This window comes from Vreelandella lutescens (genome assembly GCF_014640815.1).
Taxonomy (GTDB): Bacteria; Pseudomonadota; Gammaproteobacteria; order Pseudomonadales; family Halomonadaceae; genus Vreelandella; species Vreelandella lutescens.
Genome location: NZ_BMHM01000004.1, coordinates 478263 through 495486, shown reverse-complemented (window position 1 = coordinate 495486; position 17224 = coordinate 478263). Strand labels below are relative to the sequence as shown.

18 protein-coding genes are annotated in these 17224 nt (G+C 58.5%); 7 read left to right on the top strand and 11 right to left on the bottom strand.

The window, feature by feature from the left end; translation table 11 throughout:
• The first annotated feature begins 22 nt into the window (after positions 1 to 22).
• From IEW65_RS12935 to IEW65_RS12925, 3 genes are read left to right on the top strand one after another with little or no spacing between them, the layout of a single operon-like run.
• Entirely contained in the window at positions 23 to 1711 is a 1689-nt protein-coding gene (locus tag IEW65_RS12935; RefSeq protein WP_188639874.1) for a GGDEF domain-containing response regulator, read from the top strand.
• The gene (locus IEW65_RS12930; RefSeq protein WP_188639873.1) at positions 1683 to 2225 is read left to right on the top strand and encodes a chemotaxis protein CheW; all 543 of its coding nucleotides are present in this window, start codon (positions 1683 to 1685) and stop codon (positions 2223 to 2225) included. The genes IEW65_RS12935 and IEW65_RS12930 overlap by 29 nt, the downstream gene beginning before the upstream one ends.
• A 3-nt stretch (positions 2226 to 2228) precedes the next feature.
• Positions 2229 to 2606, top strand: coding sequence for a hypothetical protein (locus IEW65_RS12925; protein WP_188639872.1), 378 nt, complete (start codon positions 2229 to 2231; stop codon positions 2604 to 2606).
• Here IEW65_RS12925 and IEW65_RS12920 read toward each other — a convergent pair.
• The 11 genes from IEW65_RS12920 to IEW65_RS12870 form a co-directional block, all read right to left on the bottom strand.
• Positions 2595 to 3800 (bottom strand): molybdopterin molybdotransferase MoeA, encoded by a 1206-nt coding sequence (locus IEW65_RS12920; protein ID WP_188639871.1) that lies wholly within the window; start codon positions 3798 to 3800, stop codon positions 2595 to 2597. The genes IEW65_RS12925 and IEW65_RS12920 overlap by 12 nt on opposite strands.
• The gene (gene moaB, locus IEW65_RS12915; protein WP_188639870.1) at positions 3793 to 4311 is read right to left on the bottom strand and encodes a molybdenum cofactor biosynthesis protein B; all 519 of its coding nucleotides are present in this window, start codon (positions 4309 to 4311) and stop codon (positions 3793 to 3795) included. The genes IEW65_RS12920 and moaB overlap by 8 nt, the downstream gene beginning before the upstream one ends.
• 3 nt (positions 4312 to 4314) lie before the next feature.
• Complete coding sequence (locus IEW65_RS12910) at positions 4315 to 4665, bottom strand: DUF1244 domain-containing protein (protein ID WP_188639869.1); 351 nt, start codon at positions 4663 to 4665, stop codon at positions 4315 to 4317.
• 118 nt (positions 4666 to 4783) lie between these two features.
• Positions 4784 to 5878, bottom strand: coding sequence for a formate dehydrogenase subunit gamma (locus IEW65_RS12905; RefSeq protein WP_188639868.1), 1095 nt, complete (start codon positions 5876 to 5878; stop codon positions 4784 to 4786).
• Between the two features lie 11 nt (positions 5879 to 5889).
• Positions 5890 to 6504 (bottom strand): formate dehydrogenase FDH3 subunit beta, encoded by a 615-nt coding sequence (fdh3B, locus tag IEW65_RS12900; RefSeq protein ID WP_074211440.1) that lies wholly within the window; start codon positions 6502 to 6504, stop codon positions 5890 to 5892.
• A 70-nt stretch (positions 6505 to 6574) separates the two neighbouring features.
• Positions 6575 to 9427: a formate dehydrogenase subunit alpha gene (locus tag IEW65_RS12895; protein WP_188639867.1), complete on the bottom strand. Its 2853-nt coding sequence runs from the start codon at positions 9425 to 9427 to the stop codon at positions 6575 to 6577.
• Positions 9428 to 9451: 24 nt separating this feature from the next.
• Positions 9452 to 9655 (bottom strand): twin-arginine translocation signal domain-containing protein, encoded by a 204-nt coding sequence (locus tag IEW65_RS12890; RefSeq protein ID WP_188639866.1) that lies wholly within the window; start codon positions 9653 to 9655, stop codon positions 9452 to 9454.
• Positions 9656 to 9731: 76 nt separating this feature from the next.
• Positions 9732 to 10385, bottom strand: a complete 654-nt coding sequence (locus IEW65_RS12885; RefSeq protein ID WP_188639865.1) for a TorD/DmsD family molecular chaperone — start codon at positions 10383 to 10385, stop codon at positions 9732 to 9734.
• Between the two features lie 4 nt (positions 10386 to 10389).
• Entirely contained in the window at positions 10390 to 12105 is a 1716-nt protein-coding gene (locus IEW65_RS12880; protein ID WP_188639864.1) for a 4Fe-4S binding protein, read from the bottom strand.
• Positions 12106 to 12316: 211 nt separating this feature from the next.
• On the bottom strand, positions 12317 to 12925 hold the full coding sequence (locus tag IEW65_RS12875; RefSeq protein ID WP_188639863.1) for a DUF3306 domain-containing protein: 609 nt from the start codon (positions 12923 to 12925) through the stop codon (positions 12317 to 12319).
• Entirely contained in the window at positions 12922 to 13362 is a 441-nt protein-coding gene (locus IEW65_RS12870; protein ID WP_188639862.1) for a DUF3305 domain-containing protein, read from the bottom strand. Before IEW65_RS12870 ends, IEW65_RS12875 begins: the two co-directional genes overlap by 4 nt.
• Positions 13363 to 13508: 146 nt before the next feature.
• Here IEW65_RS12870 and IEW65_RS12865 point away from each other — a divergent pair, with 146 nt between their 5' ends.
• From IEW65_RS12865 to moaA, 4 genes are read left to right on the top strand one after another with little or no spacing between them, the layout of a single operon-like run.
• The gene (locus IEW65_RS12865) at positions 13509 to 14366 is read left to right on the top strand and encodes a formate dehydrogenase accessory sulfurtransferase FdhD (protein ID WP_188639861.1); all 858 of its coding nucleotides are present in this window, start codon (positions 13509 to 13511) and stop codon (positions 14364 to 14366) included.
• On the top strand, positions 14363 to 14983 hold the full coding sequence (gene mobA, locus IEW65_RS12860) for a molybdenum cofactor guanylyltransferase MobA (RefSeq protein WP_188639860.1): 621 nt from the start codon (positions 14363 to 14365) through the stop codon (positions 14981 to 14983). The genes IEW65_RS12865 and mobA overlap by 4 nt, the downstream gene beginning before the upstream one ends.
• Positions 14980 to 16233 (top strand): molybdopterin molybdotransferase MoeA, encoded by a 1254-nt coding sequence (gene moeA, locus IEW65_RS12855; protein WP_188639859.1) that lies wholly within the window; start codon positions 14980 to 14982, stop codon positions 16231 to 16233. Before mobA ends, moeA begins: the two co-directional genes overlap by 4 nt.
• The gene (moaA, locus tag IEW65_RS12850; protein ID WP_188639858.1) at positions 16230 to 17222 is read left to right on the top strand and encodes a GTP 3',8-cyclase MoaA; all 993 of its coding nucleotides are present in this window, start codon (positions 16230 to 16232) and stop codon (positions 17220 to 17222) included. The genes moeA and moaA overlap by 4 nt, the downstream gene beginning before the upstream one ends.
• Positions 17223 to 17224 lie beyond the last annotated feature (2 nt).

The following is a 17224-nucleotide window of genomic DNA, read 5'->3' as shown; positions in this document are numbered from 1 at the left end:
GCCCACTCGCACAGGTAGCCTGATGTCACCCTCTGCTCCTTCGCTGCACGATAAACTTAATCAGCTGCGCCAGCGGTTCATCGAACAACTGCCCGCTCGTTTGCAGCATATCACCGAGCAGTGGCAACAGAGCCGTGCGTCAACAGAGGCAGAAGCCCGCCTTGGGCCAGAGCTGCATCGGTTTTTCCACAGCTTAAAGGGTACCGGGCGCTCATTGGGCTTTGAGCGAATTGCGCTGCTTGCCGACCAGGGTGAAACCGCCCTCAACGAGCCGACGCCTTCCGCCCACGTCATTGAGCGAGTGTTTGTTCAACTGGCAGAAGAGCAGCAGCGACTGCAATCTCTGCCTGGCCAACAGCGCGCTTTGGCAGCCCTCAACAGCGTCGAATTTGCCCCAACGCCGATCAAAACCCGCAGCAAGCGCCAGCGTTTAATTTACTTGTGCGATGATGAGCCGGACCAAGTCGGCCAACTTCTGCACCATCTGCGCTGCTTCGGACATGAAGTGGTCCACTTTGAAGATACTGACGCCTTCTTTAATGCGGTGATTAGCCGTCGTCCTGACGCAATTATTATGGATGTCCAGTTTCCTCAAGGGAACACGGCAGGCACCGAGACACTCACTAGCCTCAATAAACTGACCGGCGAGCGACTACCCGCTATTGTGCTTTCTGCCCATGGCGATTTTCACTCGCGACTAAGCGCTGTGCGAGCGGGCTGTAACGGCTACTTTACAAAACCGGTGAAGCCCCTGGATTTGATGTTGGCAGTCGATGAGCTGACAACCCCACTCGATGATGAGCCGTTACGCGTCTTGGTCGTGGATGATGAGCCAGAAGTCGCGGCCTACCACGCGCTCTTGTTAGAGCAAGCGGGCATGGTGGTACAACAGGTTAACCACCCATCAGATGCCTTAACCGCGCTGGAGCGCTTTAGCCCAGACTTGCTGCTGGTGGATGTGTATATGCCCGTCTGCTCGGGGGAAGAACTGGCTAACATTATTCGCCAACAGCCGGAACACGTGGGTCTGCCGATCATTTACCTCTCCAGTGAAACCGACAGCCAGAAACAGCTCTCGGCGATGACCGCAGGGGTCGAGGCGTTTATCACCAAGCCAGTGGTGCCTGAAGAGTTGGTATCCGCAGTCCAGCTGCGGGCCGAGCGCTTGCGCTTGCTGCGTTCGCTGATGACCCGCGACAGCATGACCGGGCTGTATAACCACAGCACCACCACCGACTTAATCAGTAAAGCGCTGGCTCAGGCTCACCGCGATAACACCCAGCATGCCATGGCGATGATCGACATTGACCATTTCAAAGCGGTCAATGATACCCACGGGCACTTGGCCGGTGATCAGGTCATTATCACCCTGTCCAGGCTGTTAAAAACCCGCCTGCGCATGTCAGATATTATTGGCCGCTATGGGGGGGAGGAGTTCGTGGTGCTGCTGAAAGGCGTCAGCGACGAACGGGCCAGCGAGCTGATCGACGGGCTTCGTCATGACTTTGCTCAGGTCGACTTTCACGCGGGGGGAGCACATTTTCGCTGTACCTTTAGCGCAGGGATCAGCAGCTTCCCCATCCAGCCTTCGACAGAGTCGCTGCGCCTAAGCGCAGACCAAGCGCTCTATCGCGCCAAGCATCAGGGGCGTAACCAGGTAGTCACTAGCACGGAGCAGGACGATGACGGATTCCCCACGGCCCGACTCTGAGTCACAGGGCATCACCTTTAAACAAGCGCTCAGCGAACGCAACGACGACTTAACGATTGTCGATGTGGACGAGCCGAGCCAACAGGTGGTGCTCTTTCAGCTATCGGGCCAGCCATTCGCGCTCCCTGGCCATTCCGTCAGTGAAATATTGAAAGGCGACACGCCCGTTTATTTTGTGCCTGGCCTCCCCTCCTCTACTGAAGGGGTCATTCACCTGCGCGGCAATATTGAGTCGCTGATCACACTTCAGCCACTGCTCGGCCTGCCCATTTCCCAGGGGGAGGGCATGCTGTTAATGGTGAAAGGCGCTGGCTTACGCAGCGCGGTACGTATCGACCGTCTTGAGGACGTTTGCGAGCTGCCTATCAGTGCCTTAAAGGTACCTCCAGAAACGCTGACCAGCACACTGCGCCCCTACGTGAGCGCGCTATGGCAAGCAGACGATGAACAGCGCGCAACGGCGCTACTTGACCCGGACGCGCTCTTTCAGGCGTACCAACAGGGGCTGGGCTAGGCCGTGAACTACGTCACCTGCGTCTGCTTTTATGCTGGCGGCTATCGATGGGCGGTGGAAGCGCGCCACGTAAAGCGCATTGATAGCGCAACCCTTCACCCTCGTCACACGGACATGGAGACCCTGCTGCTCAAGCCGCCTAGCCGACCAACGCGCTGGCTCACACTCCACGATGCGCATGGCCCGTGGCAGCTTGGCATTCCCGGCGACAGTGACATCATTCAGCTATCCAGTGCCGTGCTCTTTCCGCTTCCAGCGCTACTGTCTGCTCGCACCCACCATCCGGCGCTCTGCGGTGTCGCAATGGAAGAGAACTCGCTCACACTGTTACTCGACGGCGCACGAATGAGCCCCCCAAACGCCCATCATTCAGTTGGCTAACCATAAGCAGCGTACCAGACTGCCCTTCTCCACCTGGCTATGTGGGTCAATCACCGCCAGCGCATCGGCAGCAATACACGAAGAGAGCACCGCCGAGTTTTGGTCATCAAAGGCATCGGCCTCAATGCCTTTGGCGGTAAAGCGCAGCGCCACCCGCATATAGTGCTGGCGCGGGCCGGTGTCGGTGGCGAAGGTTGCCTTTGCTGTTAAGCACGGAAGCGACGCCAGCGCAGGACAGCCCAATAGCGCCCCCATCAGCGGGCGCAGAAACAGCCACGCGCCCACAAACCCAGACACCGGGTTACCCGGCAGCCCCACAAACCGAGCTTGGCTGCCATCGTCACGGGGCAGGCGGCCCAGTGCTAACGGCTTGCCGGGACGAATCGCCAGCTTCCACATATCAAGTTGGCCAAGGGATTCCAGCGCCGCTTTGACGTGATCCTCCTCGCCAACGCTGACGCCGCCCGTGCTCACCACCACATCCGCCTCAGCCGCCGCATGGCTTAACAGTGCGACCGTTTGGGCATAGTCATCGGGCACACTCACCAACTGCACTACCTCAGCACCGAACGTCTCCAGCAGCCGCTTGAGCATGGGGCGGTTGGAGTTATACAGCTGCCCTGGTTTCAACGGCGTGCCGGGGTCAACGATTTCATCACCGGTGGAAAGCAGCGCCACCCGTGGGCGACGGCGTACGCTCACATGAGTGATGCCTTGCCCTGCCAAATGCCCCAGCGCGGCGGCTTCCAGGCGCTCGCCTGCGTTGAGCAGCAGGTCGCCTTGGCGCACATCGCGGCCCTGTAAGCGAACGTTGTCGCCTTCCGGCACATCCGCTGGCATCAGCGCCTCGCCTTCCTCTTGGACAACCCGCTCCTGCATCACCACACAGTCGGCACCTGCGGGGATCTGGCCGCCGGTGAAGATCCGCGCGCAGGTACCCTCGGCCAGTGGCTGCGCGGTATCGCCTGCAGCAATCCGCTGGCTAATCGGCAGCCGCTTACCTGCATCCATAGCGCGCAGCGCATAGCCATCCATGGCGCTGTTATCAAACGGCGGAACGTCCAGCGTGGCCGTTACCGGTTCGGCCAGCACGCGGCCAGCGGCGTCCTTCAAGGCGACCTGCTCGGCAGAGAGCGGCGTCACGTCGGCCAGCAGCGCCTCCAGCGCCGATTCAATCGGCTGTAAGTCAGCCATGCTGCCCCCGGCCAGGGATCACCAGATTGGCAAAGTTGCAGGGCTTATGGCGACTATCGAGCTGTTCAGCCAGAATGCCGTCCCAGCCGGTACGGCAGGCACCGGTAGAGCCTGGCAGGCAGAACACCACGGTGGCATTAGCGAAGCCGCCCAGCGCGCGACTCTGAATCGTAGAGCTGCCAATCTCATCGCCGCTGAGCTGGCGAAAGCGCTCCCCAAACCCTTCGATACGCTTATCCAGCAGCACCGAAACCGCTTCTGGTGTGGAATCACGCCCGGTAAACCCAGTGCCGCCGGTGGTCAGCACCACCTGCACGCTGGGGTCAGCAATCCACTGAGCCACCACCGCACGGATTTGATACACGTCATCCGGCACAATACGCTTATCCGCCAAGCGGTGGCCCGCGTCAGTCAGCCGCTGCACCAGCGACTGGCCCGAGCGGTCGGTCTCTTCCGTGCGCGTGTCTGAGACGGTGAGCACCGCAATATTTAGCGCTTCCATGGCGTCCATGCGTTACTCCTTATGCTTGCTCTCGGCCTGGGCGTTGGCCTTCTTGTTGGCTTGACGAGCATCAAGGGCGGCTAGCTGCTCTGGCGTTGCCTCACCCTGGTGATGAGCTTTCCACTCGCTGTAGGGCATGCCATAGACGTACTCACGGGCGGCGTCCATTTCAAGCGCAGTGCCACGCTCATCGGCGGCGGTCACTAGCCATTTCGAGAGGCAGTTACGGCAGAAGTCGGCCAGAATCATCAGGTCGATGTTCTGCACATCTTTATTGTCGTCCAGATGCTTGAGCAAGCGGCGAAACGCAGCGGCTTCAAGCTCGGTACGGGTGGTCGCATCCAGTTCATCAAATGTCGACATGGTGATTCCTCTCTCAAAAATCATTGAAGTGCAGCATAACAAAAGACACCGCCCGAAGGCGGTGTCAAAGGGCGTTCACACTATCCATTCACACTATCGATTGGCTCGATAACACGAATCAGCTTGGCTTGGCTGTTGAAGGCTCGCTGCTACCGCCCGCTTTACGCGCCGCCAGCTCTTCTTCGCTGATGGCTTGATCCTTGACCTCTTCGTACCACAGATTGTGGTGCTCTTTGGCCCAAGTTTCGTCGACGTAGCCAGTGGTCATGCCTTCTAATGAACCTTCAGTACCTACGGTACCGATGTAGATATGCCCCAGCGCAACGGCGGTGAGACCCAAAGCACCCACAGCGTGGATGATATTGGCCCACTGCATGGTGTCGCGCCCTTGTCCATAGTTAGGGAAATCAAGCACAAAACCGCTGGCAACTACGATCAACCCTGCAGTGGCAAGCAGCCAGTACCAGGCTTTTTCACCACCATTGGCAAAACCAGCATCCGGGTGGCCTTTGCCGACAAGACCACCGCCTTGCTTAAACCACTGTAGGTCGTGCTTTTTCGGGATATTGTCTTTTAACAATTTCACTAGCAGCACAATCAGCAGAATGCCGAACATTGGACCTAAGTAGTTATGCAACACTTTAGAGGCCGAAATCATCCATGCCCACACCGCATCACCAAACAGCGTGCGGAAGACAAACTTGCCATACAGCAAGTTGAGTCCCGTCAGCGCTAGCGTGATAAACAGGGTGGCCACTGTCCAGTGCAGCGAGCGCATAAACAGCGACCAGCGAAACAGCTTACGACCTGTGCGCGGCTCATCCAGGTGCTTGCGCCCAATGACGAGGTAAAACAGGGTAATCACGCTGGCCATGCCTAAGACGGCAATTAAACCAAACGGAGACACCCAACGGTTGCGCAGAATCCGCCACGTTTCACCGCTAGCGTTGATCAGGTTGTAGTTACTCTCATGACGTGAATCACGATAGTTCGGCCCGGTTTCTCCGCTGCGCACCTGACGCCACTGCTCGGCGGTAATGCCGGGCGCAGCGGTGGTCATTTCGCGGTTTGGGTCTGCTTGTGCAACGGCAAGCTGGGTCACCCCAAGGCTTGCTACCAGCAGCACCAACATTAGGCATAAACGCCAGCAGCGTTGTCGCCAGCTAGGTGCCCGTGAGGGCACCTGTGCAGTTGTCATGGTCAACGTTGTCATGACACGCCTCCTTACCCTTTACGGGCAGCATCGTAGGCAAGGTTGTCAGTGCTAGCCTGAGGATTGTTCGACCATGCTCCATCTTTATGGCCACGGTGTACCACACGCTGACGGAAGATATCGGCGACATCCTGCGCGTCACCGGCCAGCAGCGCTTTGGTAGAACACATTTCAGCGCACAGCGGCAGCTTGCCTTCTGCGATGCGGTTAGAGCCGTACTTTTGGTACTCCTCTTCTTTGGTTTCTGCGGGGCCGCCAGCACAGAAGGTGCATTTGTCCATCTTGCCGCGCTCGCCAAAGGCGTTCTGCTGGGGGAACTGCGGCGCGCCAAAGGGGCAGGCGTACAGGCAGTAACCACAGCCAATGCAGAGGTCTTTATCGTGCAGTACGATGCCGTCGTCAGTTTTGTAGAAGCAGTCAGTGGGGCAAACCGCCATACAAGGAGCGTCGTCGCAGTGCATACAGGCGACAGAGATCGACATCTCATCCGCTTCGCCATCGTTCAGAGTGACCACGCGGCGGCGCTGAATGCCCCACTCGACGTCGTTGGCATTCTTACAGGCAGTGACGCAGCCGTTGCACTCGATGCAGCGCTCGGCGTCACACATAAATTTCATTTGAGCCATGGTGTTCTCCTCTTGCCGATGCGGACGTTGCCGCACCGGCATGCTGTCAGGTCAGGTCGCGCGGTGTAGGTTAGGCACGTTCAATACGGCAAATGGTGCACTTGGTCTCTTGCATCAGTGTCACCGGGTCGTAGCCATACGTGGTCGCGGTATTGGCGGCCTCACCAATCACATAAGGAACAGTGCCTTCCGGGTAGCGGTCATGGAGACTTTCGCCCTGGAACACACCGCCAAAGTGGAACGGCATAAACGCCACTTTGCGATCAACGCGGGGCGTGACCAACGCTTTTACCTTGACCCGCCCGCCTTCGGCACCTTCTACCCATACTTGGTCGCCATCGCGGATACCAATGTCGTTGGCGTCGGCAGGGTTGATCTCGACGAACATCTCCTGCTGCAGCTCAGCCAGCCACGACATGGAGCGCGTCTCTTCACCACCGCCCTCGTACTCAACCAAACGACCTGAGGTCAAAATGATCGGGTAGTCCGCACTGTTGTCGCGGTCCTGAATGGTTTTGTACATCGTGGGCAGACGCATGATGGAGTCAAAATCGTCCCACGTGGGGTAGCGCTCAACCAGATCCCGACGGGTGGTGTAGAGCGGCTCACGGTGCTTTGGAACGGCATCCGGGAAGGTCCACACCACGGCGCGGGCTTTGGCGTTACCGTAAGGGGCACAGCCGTGTTCAATAGCAACGCGCTGGATACCGCCGGAGAAGTCGGTCTTCCAGTTTTTACCTTCAGCAGCCACTTTCTCTTCAGCCGTCAGGTCATCCCACCAGCCCAGGTCTTTAAGCAACTGGTCGCTAAACTCAGGATAGCCGTCGTCGATATCGCCACCGACCGGCGCCGAGCCTTCTGCCAGCAGGTTCACCCCATCGCGCTCAATACCAAAGCGGGCACGGAAGCCCATGCCGCCTTCCATCACCGGAATACTGGTGTCGTAGAGATTGGGCGAGCCAGGATGACGGAACTCTGGCGTTCCCCAGCAGGGCCACGGCAAGCCGTAGTAGTCGCCATCTGAGGGGCCACCTTGGGCACGCAGATTTTCAAAGCTAAAGGTGTGCCAGTTTTGCTGGTGCTCTTTCAGGCGCTCCGGGCTTTGGCCGGTGTAGCCTACCGTCCACATGCCGCTATTGATTTCACGCAGGATATCTTCGATCAGCGGCTCGTCGCCGTTCATTTCAAAGTTCTTAACCAGCTCATCACCGAAGCCCAGCTTGCGGGCAAACAGGTACATGATTTCATGGTCGGGCTTTGATTCGAACAACGGCTCAATCACGCGGTCGCGCCACTGAATAGAGCGGTTGGTGGCGGTAACACTGCCGGTGGTTTCAAACTGAGTGGCGGCAGGCAGCAGGTAAACGCCGTCGGTGCGGTCGTGCATAACAGCGGCAACGGTGGGATAAGGGTCCACGATGACCATCATCTCAAGCTTCTGCATCGCCTTTTGCATTTCAACGCCGCGGGTTTGCGAGTTAACCGCGTGGCCCCAGTAGAACATCGCTTTCAGCGCAGTGCGCTGGGAGATGTTTTCGTCCTCTTCCAGCACGCCATCTACCCAGCGCGATACGGTAATACCGCTGGAGTACATGGGCTTGCCGTCGGCGTACTCGGTGTCATCGAAACGGCCTTTCAACCACTCGTAGTCTACATCCCACACTTTGGCCCAGTGCTGCCAAGCTTCTTCAGCTAAGCCGTAATAGCCCGGCAGTGAATCAGACCCCAGACCTAAATCGGTGGCACCCTGTACGTTATCGTGACCGCGCAGAATGTTAGCACCGCCACCGGATTTACCGATGTTACCCAGCGCCAGCTCCAGAATGCAGTAGGCACGGGTGTTGTTGTTACCAGTGGTGTGCTGGGTACCGCCCATACACCACACGACACAACCGGGGCGATTGTCGGCAAGGCGCTTGGCCACGTCGAACATGTCCGCTTCCGATACGCCGGTAATATCTTCTACAACGCTGGGCGGGAACTGGGCGACTTCTGCCCGCACGTCGTCCATGCCGTAAACGCGTTGGCTGATGTACTCGCTATCTTCCCAGCCGTTCTCAAAGATGTGCCACAGCAAGCCCCAGATGTAGGCAACATCAGAGCCAGGACGCAGACGCACGTACTTGTTGGCTTTGGCCGCAGTACGGGTAAAGCGCGGGTCAGCCACGATAATCTCGCAGTTGTTGCGCTCTTTTGCGATCAGAATATGCTGCATGGCCACCGGGTGGGCTTCACTGGGGTTAGAACCAATGAACAGGATGGCCTTACTGTTATGCATATCGTTGAGCGAGTTGGTCATCGCCCCGTAACCCCAGGTGTTCGCAACGCCCGCCACAGTAGTGGAGTGGCAGATACGCGCCTGGTGGTCGGTATTATTGGTGCCCCACATGGAGGCGAGCTTGCGCATCAGGTACGCCTGCTCGTTACTGAACTTCGCCGAGCCCAGCCAGTAAACGCTGTCGGGGCCGTGAGCGTCGCGCAGCTCAATCAGCTTGTCGCCAATTTCGTTGACGGCAGTGTCCCAGTCCATACGCTGCCATTCACCGGCCACCAGCTTCATCGGGTACTTCAGGCGGCGAGTGGAGTGGCCGTGCTGGCGTAGCGACGCGCCTTTCGCGCAGTGAGCACCACGGTTGATCGGGTGGTCGAAGGCGGGTTCTTGCTTGGTCCAGATACCTTCTTGTACCTCGGCATACACACCGCAGCCCACCGAACAGTGGGAGCAAATGGTGCGTTTAGTTTCTACCGGGGAGTCGAGTACTGGGGTTTTATCGGCTGCTTCAGTGCGCTGCATCATCGGCGCACCCATAAAGCCGACGGCAGCAACGCCACCGGTGGCCACGCCCGTACGTTTCAGAAACTGGCGACGGGAAATACCCAGCCCAGAGGCAGCAGGGGTGTTAGTTTTGCGAGTTAGACGCATGGCAAATCTCCTGGCAGTTCGCCGTCAGTCACGCAGCGAGGCGTAATAAGCACGAATATGGTCGGTCTCGCGGTAGTTCACCGCCTGTTGGTCGCGCTCGACCGGACGTTTATCGTCCGCCTGTGCCAGCGTGACGTGGCCTACCGCAACGGCAGCACCCGCAGCAGCGGTGCCTAAACCAACGGTTTTCATAAACCGGCGGCGCTCAGGGTTATGTGACTTGTGCATGGGGTTCTCCTCTTTCATGCTTTTTTTATGCGTGGCCAGCAGGCCCTTTATTCGCTTACCGCTGCGCACGGTCACGTCACGGTGTGGCTTTGCGCGCTGCACCAGCGTTATAGGAAGCGGGCTCCACTATACGCACTGGCTGATAGGCCGCCTGATCGCTCAAACGTGCCTGTTCGCTCTCTATAAACGCGCCACCCAACTGCCCCAGCGCTGAATAGAAAGCGGTGTCTACTTTTGCAAGGTCATCCCAACAGCGGCGCGCCCACGGGGCGATGTGCTGTTGAAAAAAGGTAAACTGTTCACCATTTTGCGCGGCGATGAGCATGGCCATCACTTCGCACATGGCGGCCAGATGGTCTTCTGGGTCACGGGTATGCTCGCTGCGCTCGAAGCCCAACGCCCGGAGATCTTGGCGCAGCGCGACCAGCGCAGCTTCCATCAGCTCGCCATTTCGGTACCAGGACGCATAGGGAACAACGTCACCTTGAATCACGCCCACCAAGTGGCGGAAATGCGCTCGCTTTAGGCTATCGACATCGCTTTGGCTTGCCGCCTGTGACAGGGCTCCCCAGCACTCAGCAATGCGACTGCCATCTTGTTCAATATCCAGGCTTGCCAGCCACGCCAACAGCTCACTGTCGGGGGCCTGACGCAGCAGGCTGGCGAACAGCTGATAAATGTCCATTCGCAGCGCATCGGTTTCACTTAGCTGAGGCATTGCATCGCTCATTGCATTACACCTTTAATTGCGCTTCAGGATCACGAGCCATGGTTTTCCAAACGTCTTTCACCCGGCAGTCTTCACACATTTCTAGGCGCGACATGGCGTCGCCAGCAAAGTAGGGGTGATTGGCCAGCTTGGCTTTAATCGTCGCCACAGTACTGGCGGTGGCAAACGGCTTGCCACAGCTGATGCACTCGAAAGCGGCTTCTTCATGGCAGATGTGCCGTGTTTCGCGGGCAGGCGCGGCGAGGAAGCCCGGCTCCAGGGTGATCGCATCTTCAGGACACGCTTGTTCACACAAACCACACTGCACACAATCCGCTTCTAGAAAACTGAGTGCCGGCGTGTCGCCACCCGATTTTAGCGCGGGAGTGGGGCAGTTACTGACACAGGCGTGGCAAAGCGTACAGGCGGCGCTATCTACCTTGATGCCACCGTAGGCCGCCCCGGCGGGCATCGCATGGCGTTCACCGCTGGGCACGCCCAGCTCGGCCAGCCGTGCCAGCACTTGGTTCAGGCGTACACGCTTGTTAGGTTCAGTAAAACTTAGCGACGACTCGGTGAGAGGCGTTAGGCTTGGCAGCGCATCGCGCTCGCTATTGGCCCCTACAGGCAATAGTTTGATACGCGCGGTATCGTGTCCCAGCGCGGTTAACAGCGCGTGAGCCTGGGCGATTTGGTGCTCTAAAAATGCGCTTAGCCGGGGCGGCATGTCATCGTGAAGCTGAATGCGCACCTCGGAAGCGCCATTGGCGAGTGCGGTTAGCCATTGGTCGTGACCGGCGGCTCCCAGCTCTTCCAGCGGCGCATCAATCACATGGCCTGGCGTTACATCGCCTGCCTTGCGCTCAGCTTCCAGCGAATCATGGGTAATAAAACGCAACACCGGCACGTCACCACCGGCTTCCCGGTAGGCATTTAGCCAAGCGGCGAGCGTATCTTGTTGGCGACGGGTTTCCGGCAGGCGAAACTCGATGGCCCCCGTAGGACAAGCGCTGGTGCAGCTACCCACGCCCTGACAGAGAAAAGGATCGATCTCGATGCGCGATTCAATACGGCCTTGGATGCTGGAAATCGCATCCGCCGGGCACACATCTAGGCAGCGCGTGCAACCGACGTTGCCACTGGATGAGTGGGCACAAAGATCATTATTTACCTGAAAATAGCGAGGCTTATCAAACTCACCGACCAGCTCTGTCAAGCTCTCCAGGACGTCAGAGCGTTCCGCTTCCTGGCGCTCCCAAGAGAGGCGAAGGTAACCCGGAGGAGGGATCTCCCAAGCAGCAACGTTCAGCGCTTCCGGCTCGGCCATGTCCAACACCACGTCGAACACATCACGCTCAATCAGCGCTTGAGCAAGGTTGAGCACTTCACCATCTTCTTGGGTGACCGTGGCACGAAAAGCACCCAGATGCCCGGCTACATTGAGCTGTGCCTGCTGGCGGGTACTCAACACTTGGCTGATCAGCGGCTCGCTAGTTGCCAGCAGTTCGACGGCGGTATCCGTCGTCAGCAGCGTGAGGGACGCTAGCCCTCGGCCCTGTAGAGCGCTCGCTGCTTGGCTGACCGCCAGCGCGCTGCCTAACAGCAATACGTGCCCGCGGCTATGATAGGTCACGTTGGCTGGCGTTAGGTTCACCGGCCATGAGATACGCTGACGCACCGCTTCTCGAGCGGCAACGTTGCGCTGGTCGTCAATCGACGCCAGTTGGATTCGTTGGTTCATGCATTCTCACGGTCAAGAGGTCGTTTTTGTTATAATTAGACATTAGATTTTGTCACCCTACGGATGACCTTCGGCGTTATAACGACAGATCATTTTTAATCTTGCGTCTTGTATCAGCGTATGGCGCAAACAGCATTTTTGCCACTTCCATTGGTCGTATCGCTGTCAACGCAAGCCAACCAGGCTCTCCCTAAAGCACTGATTAAAAAAGCTAAACGTCTTTTTTTTGCTCTTCCTGAGCGTGACTAGAATAATCAGACTGGTCGTCTAGTGAAGCACTTTGTACAAAACTGTCATCACTTGTGCAAGCGTTGTCATCCTTCGCTACGCTCTCTTCCTGCTCTTTGGCCGCCTGTTCATCGCCTTTCTGGGTAGACTCTTCCAGCTTCTCTAAGCTCTCTTCTGCTTTGTTGGCCCAGCGGCGTAGCTTGCCCGCCAGCTCACTCGCCATGGGTTTTAATTGTTGAGTGTAATCGGCGTCGTAATCATCTAGCCCGTCACGCACATTATAGTTACCCGTAGACCACAGCCTGCGCAGCGCGCGACGGCGTAGAGCCGCACTAACCCCTGGCACCATAAAGGCACTGAAATCGCTGCCTGCAGGTAGTGTGTCTGGGTCGGGTAGCGTGTGGTCCAGGCTGCCTGGGGGCGGCGGAACCGCTTGTGCGCGTTCAGCTTCCGGCGCGGTGGCTTCTTCCTCTTCTACGGCTAGCGCCTGCTCTTCCAGCGGCGGATCCGTGGGCTCTAGCCGCTCTTGATGCTCGACACCTTCACTTTCAAGGCCACGCTTTTTACGCGACCAGCGCTCAAAACGACTCACTGCGGCTGCTCCTTGGTCGGGGTCTCTTTACCGCGCCCGGCCCCTTTACGTTTTTTCTTGCGCGTTTCCACCGGCGCTTCCCCTTGGCGAGCGAGATAATGCTCTATCCATACGTGAATCGCCATCGGCATCGGTGCTTCTAATACCTGCTGTTCGCCATCTAGCCAACCGGCGGCCACATCCTGGCTGGCGGTGATCGCGCTAGGCTTCGGGGTTTGTCCGGTGAACCCGGCACGCACGAACAGGCGCGGCGTCGGCGAGGTGAGGTTAAATCGATAGGCGGCGCGCTCGGTCATATAGAGCTGCAGGTTGAGTACGCACTCCCCTTGATCACCGGGCACAAGCTCTGCAATGCGCCACTGGGTCAGCGTGAAATTTCTTACCTGCTTCGGCTCGGCGACTAAGGTAACGCTTAATGCGCGTAAACTATCACTCATGGGTTTCACCACCTTAGACCTTGAACGGGTAGACAAGTAAGCCTTTTGAGCGCCATCATCGTCAACTCAGACTATTTTACTCAACTATTATTATTCGCCGTGTTTGTTTACGTCACACAGCGTTTTGGTATCAGTGAGGATTGCGGATGCCCGCCCTTCAGTTAAGCCGAGCCCGCTTACCGGCCACGACCACCATTGATGTCATGGATGCCTACGGCGACACCCGCCCACAGGCCATCGCCGCTGAGCGTGCGCTCACGGTGTATCTCAACAAGCGTGAAATTGTCACCCTGATGACGCTGGGCGATGACCCCGAAGCCCTGGTGGTAGGCTATCTGCGCAACCAGGGGCTGTTAAGAAGCGCTGAGGATTTAACCGCGGTGCAAGTCGATTGGGAGGTAGAAGCGGCGGTCATCGTTACCCGTCACCTACCCGAAGACTTAGAGGCGCGTCTGAGTACGCGCACCGTTACCACCGGCTGCGGCCAGGGCACCGTATTTGGTAAACTTCTGGAACAAACCTCGTTTAACGAGCTGCCTAAAACACCGCTGGCGCAATCAACGCTGTATGCATTACTGACCAATTTGAACACCTATAACGAGACCTATCGCAGCGCAGGCGCGGTGCATGGCTGCGCGCTGTGCCATCAGGCTCAGGTGCTGGATTTCGTCGAAGACGTAGGCCGTCACAACGCCGTAGACACGCTGGCGGGGCGTCAGTGGCTCAACCAAGCCGATAGCCGTAGTGCCGATATTTTCTACACCACCGGCCGATTAACGTCCGAAATGGTGCTAAAAGTGGCGCAAATGGGCATTAGCGTGCTGGTATCGCGCTCAGGCGTCACCCAAAAAGGCGTGGAGCTTGCCGAGCGCTTCGGCGTGATGCTGATCGCCCGCGCCAAAGGGAAAGGCTTCCAAGCCATTAACGCCGCTGGCCGCTTAACACTGGACGCTATTCCACCCAAGCCGCCGAGTGCCCGCTCATCCAAGGAGGCAGGCATATGATCGCAACACACGACCTCACGGGCATGATCCTCGCGGGCGGTGAAGGCCGCCGCATGGGGGGCCGGGATAAAGGCCTAGAGCCCTTTGCTGGGCTGCCGCTCGTGGCGCATACCGTTAAGCGCTTCGATGGTCACGTGCATGAGCTGATGATTAACGCCAACCGCAATAGCGATGCGTATGCACTGTTTGCTGACCGCGTTATCGAAGATGCCGAAGGCGGCTTTAAAGGCCCGTTAATGGGTATTTACAGCGGCCTTCGCGCTGCTCAAACGCCGTGGCTGCTGGTCGCCCCCTGTGACTCGCCTGCGCTGCCCCACGATTTGGTGGCGCGCATGGTGGCAGGCATTACCCAGGCGGATGTCGAGCACGATATTGCCGTGGCATTCGATGGTGAGCGCCTTCACCCCGTCGTCGCGCTGCTGCGTACGTCGCTGGCTGACGATTTGGCCGCCACGCTAGCGGAGGGCGAGCGCAAAATCGACCGCTGGTACGCGCGCCACGCCTGGTGCCGGGTGGATATGTCCGACTGCCCTGAAGCGTTTGCCAACCTCAATACCGAAGAGGAGAAAGCCCGCTTGGAACTGGCGCTGACAAAGCCTCCCCAGGAGACACCATGAGCCTGTCGTGCTTTGAGCTGGGCGAGCAGATGCTCAGCGTCGATGCCGCTCGCGAGGCGCTGATGACACTGGTTGAGACACCGGTAGCCGTCGAGCAGGTGCCGTTGAGCCGTGCCTATGGTCGCAGGCTGGCGGTCGACATCACCGCGCCGATTAACGTGCCACAGAATACCAATGCAGCGATGGATGGCGTTGCCCTGGCCTGGCCCAAAGAGCCGCCCTATGAGACGCATATTCAGATCGTGGGCGATGCCTTCGCCGGGCAAGCGTTTGAGGGCAAGGTGCCCACTGGTCAGTGCGTGCGTATCACCACCGGTGCGCCGCTGCCTAACGGCACTGATACCGTGATTATGCGTGAGCAGCTCATTGAGGGTAGCGACAGTGTCACCGTTGATGCGCCCGAGCGGGTCAGCTTTGGGCAGCACGTTCGCCAAGCGGGGGAAGACATTGCCAAAGGAGCCGTTGCACTGACGGCGGGCTCACGGTTGGATGCCGCCAGCATGGGGCTGGTAGCATCGCTGGGCTATGCCGAGGTCGCGGTGTACCAACGCCCTAAAGTGGCCATTTTCTCCACCGGTAACGAAGTCACCCCGCCGGGTGCGCCGCTCCCCAGCGCAGGCATTTACGACACTAACCGCTTCACTCTGATCGGCATGCTTAGCGAGCAAGGGGCCGACGTGGTGGATTTAGGCATTTTGCCCGACGACCCACACGCCATTGAGCAGGCTCTTGCAAAAGCGGCCGCGCAGTGTGACTTAGTCATTACCAGCGGCGGCGTTTCCGTCGGCCACGCGGACTACACCCGCGATGCGCTGGAAAAACTCGGACGTCTGGCCTTTTGGCGAGTGGCACTACGCCCCGGCCGCCCGATGGCCTGCGGCCAACTGGGCGAGTCGCACACGCCGTTTGTGGGTTTGCCCGGCAACCCAGTGGCCGTGATGGTGACGTTTAGCCAGTTTGTGGTGCCACTGCTCCAGCGGCTGCAAGGGCAGCTCCCGGCTGCGCCACCACGGCTGACGGCGATTGCTCAAACGCCGCTGAAAAGCCGTTTGAAACGCACTGATTTTCTGCGCGGCATCTACACATGTGACGACCAAGGAGTGCTGCATGTGCGCAGCACAGGTGCCCAGGGCTCGGGTATTTTGACCTCTATGGTGATGGCCAACTGTTTAATCGAACTTGGCGATGACCAAGCAGACGCACAGCCAGGCGAGGCGGTCTGCATTCAACCTATAACGAGCTGGCAATGACCGAACAATTAATTGATGATTTTGGCCGACGGGTCCGTTACGTACGCATCTCAGTGACAGACCGCTGCGACTTCCGCTGCGTGTACTGCATGAGTGAGGAGATGACGTTTCTTCCCCGCGCCCAAGTGCTCACGCTGGAAGAGCTGGCCATGGTGGCACGCGCCTTTACCGAGCTAGGCGTTGAGAAAATCCGCTTAACCGGTGGTGAGCCGCTGGTGCGTAAAGGCATCGAACAGCTGGTGGACGAGATTGGCAGCCTGCCAGGGCTGGATGATTTTACCATGACCACTAACGGTGCCAGCCTGCGCAAGCATGCCAAGCGGCTGTACGAAGGCGGCCTGCGCAGGCTCAACATTAGCCTGGATTCCCTCGACCCCAAACGCTTTAAGCAGCTGACGCGCACCGGCGACTTAGCCAAAGTCATCGATGGCATTCACGCCGCCAAAGAGGCGGGCTTTAAGCGCATCAAGCTGAACGCGGTGATTTTAAAAGGGCGCAACGACGATGAGGTGATTGACCTTGTTGCCTTTGCCCGCCAGGAAGGTCTCGATATCAGCTTTATCGAAGAGATGCCCTTGGGCGATGTGTCGGACCACTCTCGGGCAGAGACGTTTTATTCCAGCGACGATGTGCAGGCGCTGATCGAAACCCGTTTCCCGCTCACCCCGACCACCGAAACCACGCCGGGGCCATCGCGCTATTTCAGAATGGCCGACAGCGATAGCCGGGTCGGCTTTATCTCGCCCCACAGCCACAACTTCTGCGACAGCTGCAACCGCGTGCGGGTCACTGTAGAGGGCCGCCTGCTGCTCTGCCTGGGCAACGAGCACTCGGTGGACCTGCGCGCCGTGTTACGTCGCCACCCCGGCGACATGCAGGCGCTCAAAACCGCCATTATTAACGCGCTGCCGCTCAAGCCTGAACGCCACCACTTCACCACCGATGGCGACGTGCAGGTGGTGCGCTTTATGAACATGACCGGAGGTTAACC

Excerpts from the sequence above, each read along its gene's own strand:
- IEW65_RS12910 (WP_188639869.1), bottom strand. The coding sequence starts at position 4,665 with ATGTCGACATTTGATGAACTGGATGCGACCACCCGTACCGAGCTTGAA.
- IEW65_RS12885 (WP_188639865.1), bottom strand. The coding sequence starts at position 10,385 with ATGAGCGATGCAATGCCTCAGCTAAGTGAAACCGATGCGCTGCGAATG.
- IEW65_RS12905 (WP_188639868.1), bottom strand. The coding sequence starts at position 5,878 with ATGACAACGTTGACCATGACAACTGCACAGGTGCCCTCACGGGCACCT.
- IEW65_RS12890 (WP_188639866.1), bottom strand. The coding sequence starts at position 9,655 with ATGCACAAGTCACATAACCCTGAGCGCCGCCGGTTTATGAAAACCGTT.
- IEW65_RS12865 (WP_188639861.1), top strand. The coding sequence starts at position 13,509 with ATGCCCGCCCTTCAGTTAAGCCGAGCCCGCTTACCGGCCACGACCACC.
- mobA (WP_188639860.1), top strand. The coding sequence starts at position 14,363 with ATGATCGCAACACACGACCTCACGGGCATGATCCTCGCGGGCGGTGAA.
- IEW65_RS12930 (WP_188639873.1), top strand. The coding sequence starts at position 1,683 with ATGACGGATTCCCCACGGCCCGACTCTGAGTCACAGGGCATCACCTTT.
- IEW65_RS12880 (WP_188639864.1), bottom strand. The coding sequence starts at position 12,105 with ATGAACCAACGAATCCAACTGGCGTCGATTGACGACCAGCGCAACGTT.
- moaB (WP_188639870.1), bottom strand. The coding sequence starts at position 4,311 with ATGGACGCCATGGAAGCGCTAAATATTGCGGTGCTCACCGTCTCAGAC.
- IEW65_RS12895 (WP_188639867.1), bottom strand. The coding sequence starts at position 9,427 with ATGCGTCTAACTCGCAAAACTAACACCCCTGCTGCCTCTGGGCTGGGT.
- IEW65_RS12920 (WP_188639871.1), bottom strand. The coding sequence starts at position 3,800 with ATGGCTGACTTACAGCCGATTGAATCGGCGCTGGAGGCGCTGCTGGCC.
- moaA (WP_188639858.1), top strand. The coding sequence starts at position 16,230 with ATGACCGAACAATTAATTGATGATTTTGGCCGACGGGTCCGTTACGTA.
- IEW65_RS12870 (WP_188639862.1), bottom strand. The coding sequence starts at position 13,362 with ATGAGTGATAGTTTACGCGCATTAAGCGTTACCTTAGTCGCCGAGCCG.
- IEW65_RS12935 (WP_188639874.1), top strand. The coding sequence starts at position 23 with ATGTCACCCTCTGCTCCTTCGCTGCACGATAAACTTAATCAGCTGCGC.
- moeA (WP_188639859.1), top strand. The coding sequence starts at position 14,980 with ATGAGCCTGTCGTGCTTTGAGCTGGGCGAGCAGATGCTCAGCGTCGAT.
- fdh3B (WP_074211440.1), bottom strand. The coding sequence starts at position 6,504 with ATGGCTCAAATGAAATTTATGTGTGACGCCGAGCGCTGCATCGAGTGC.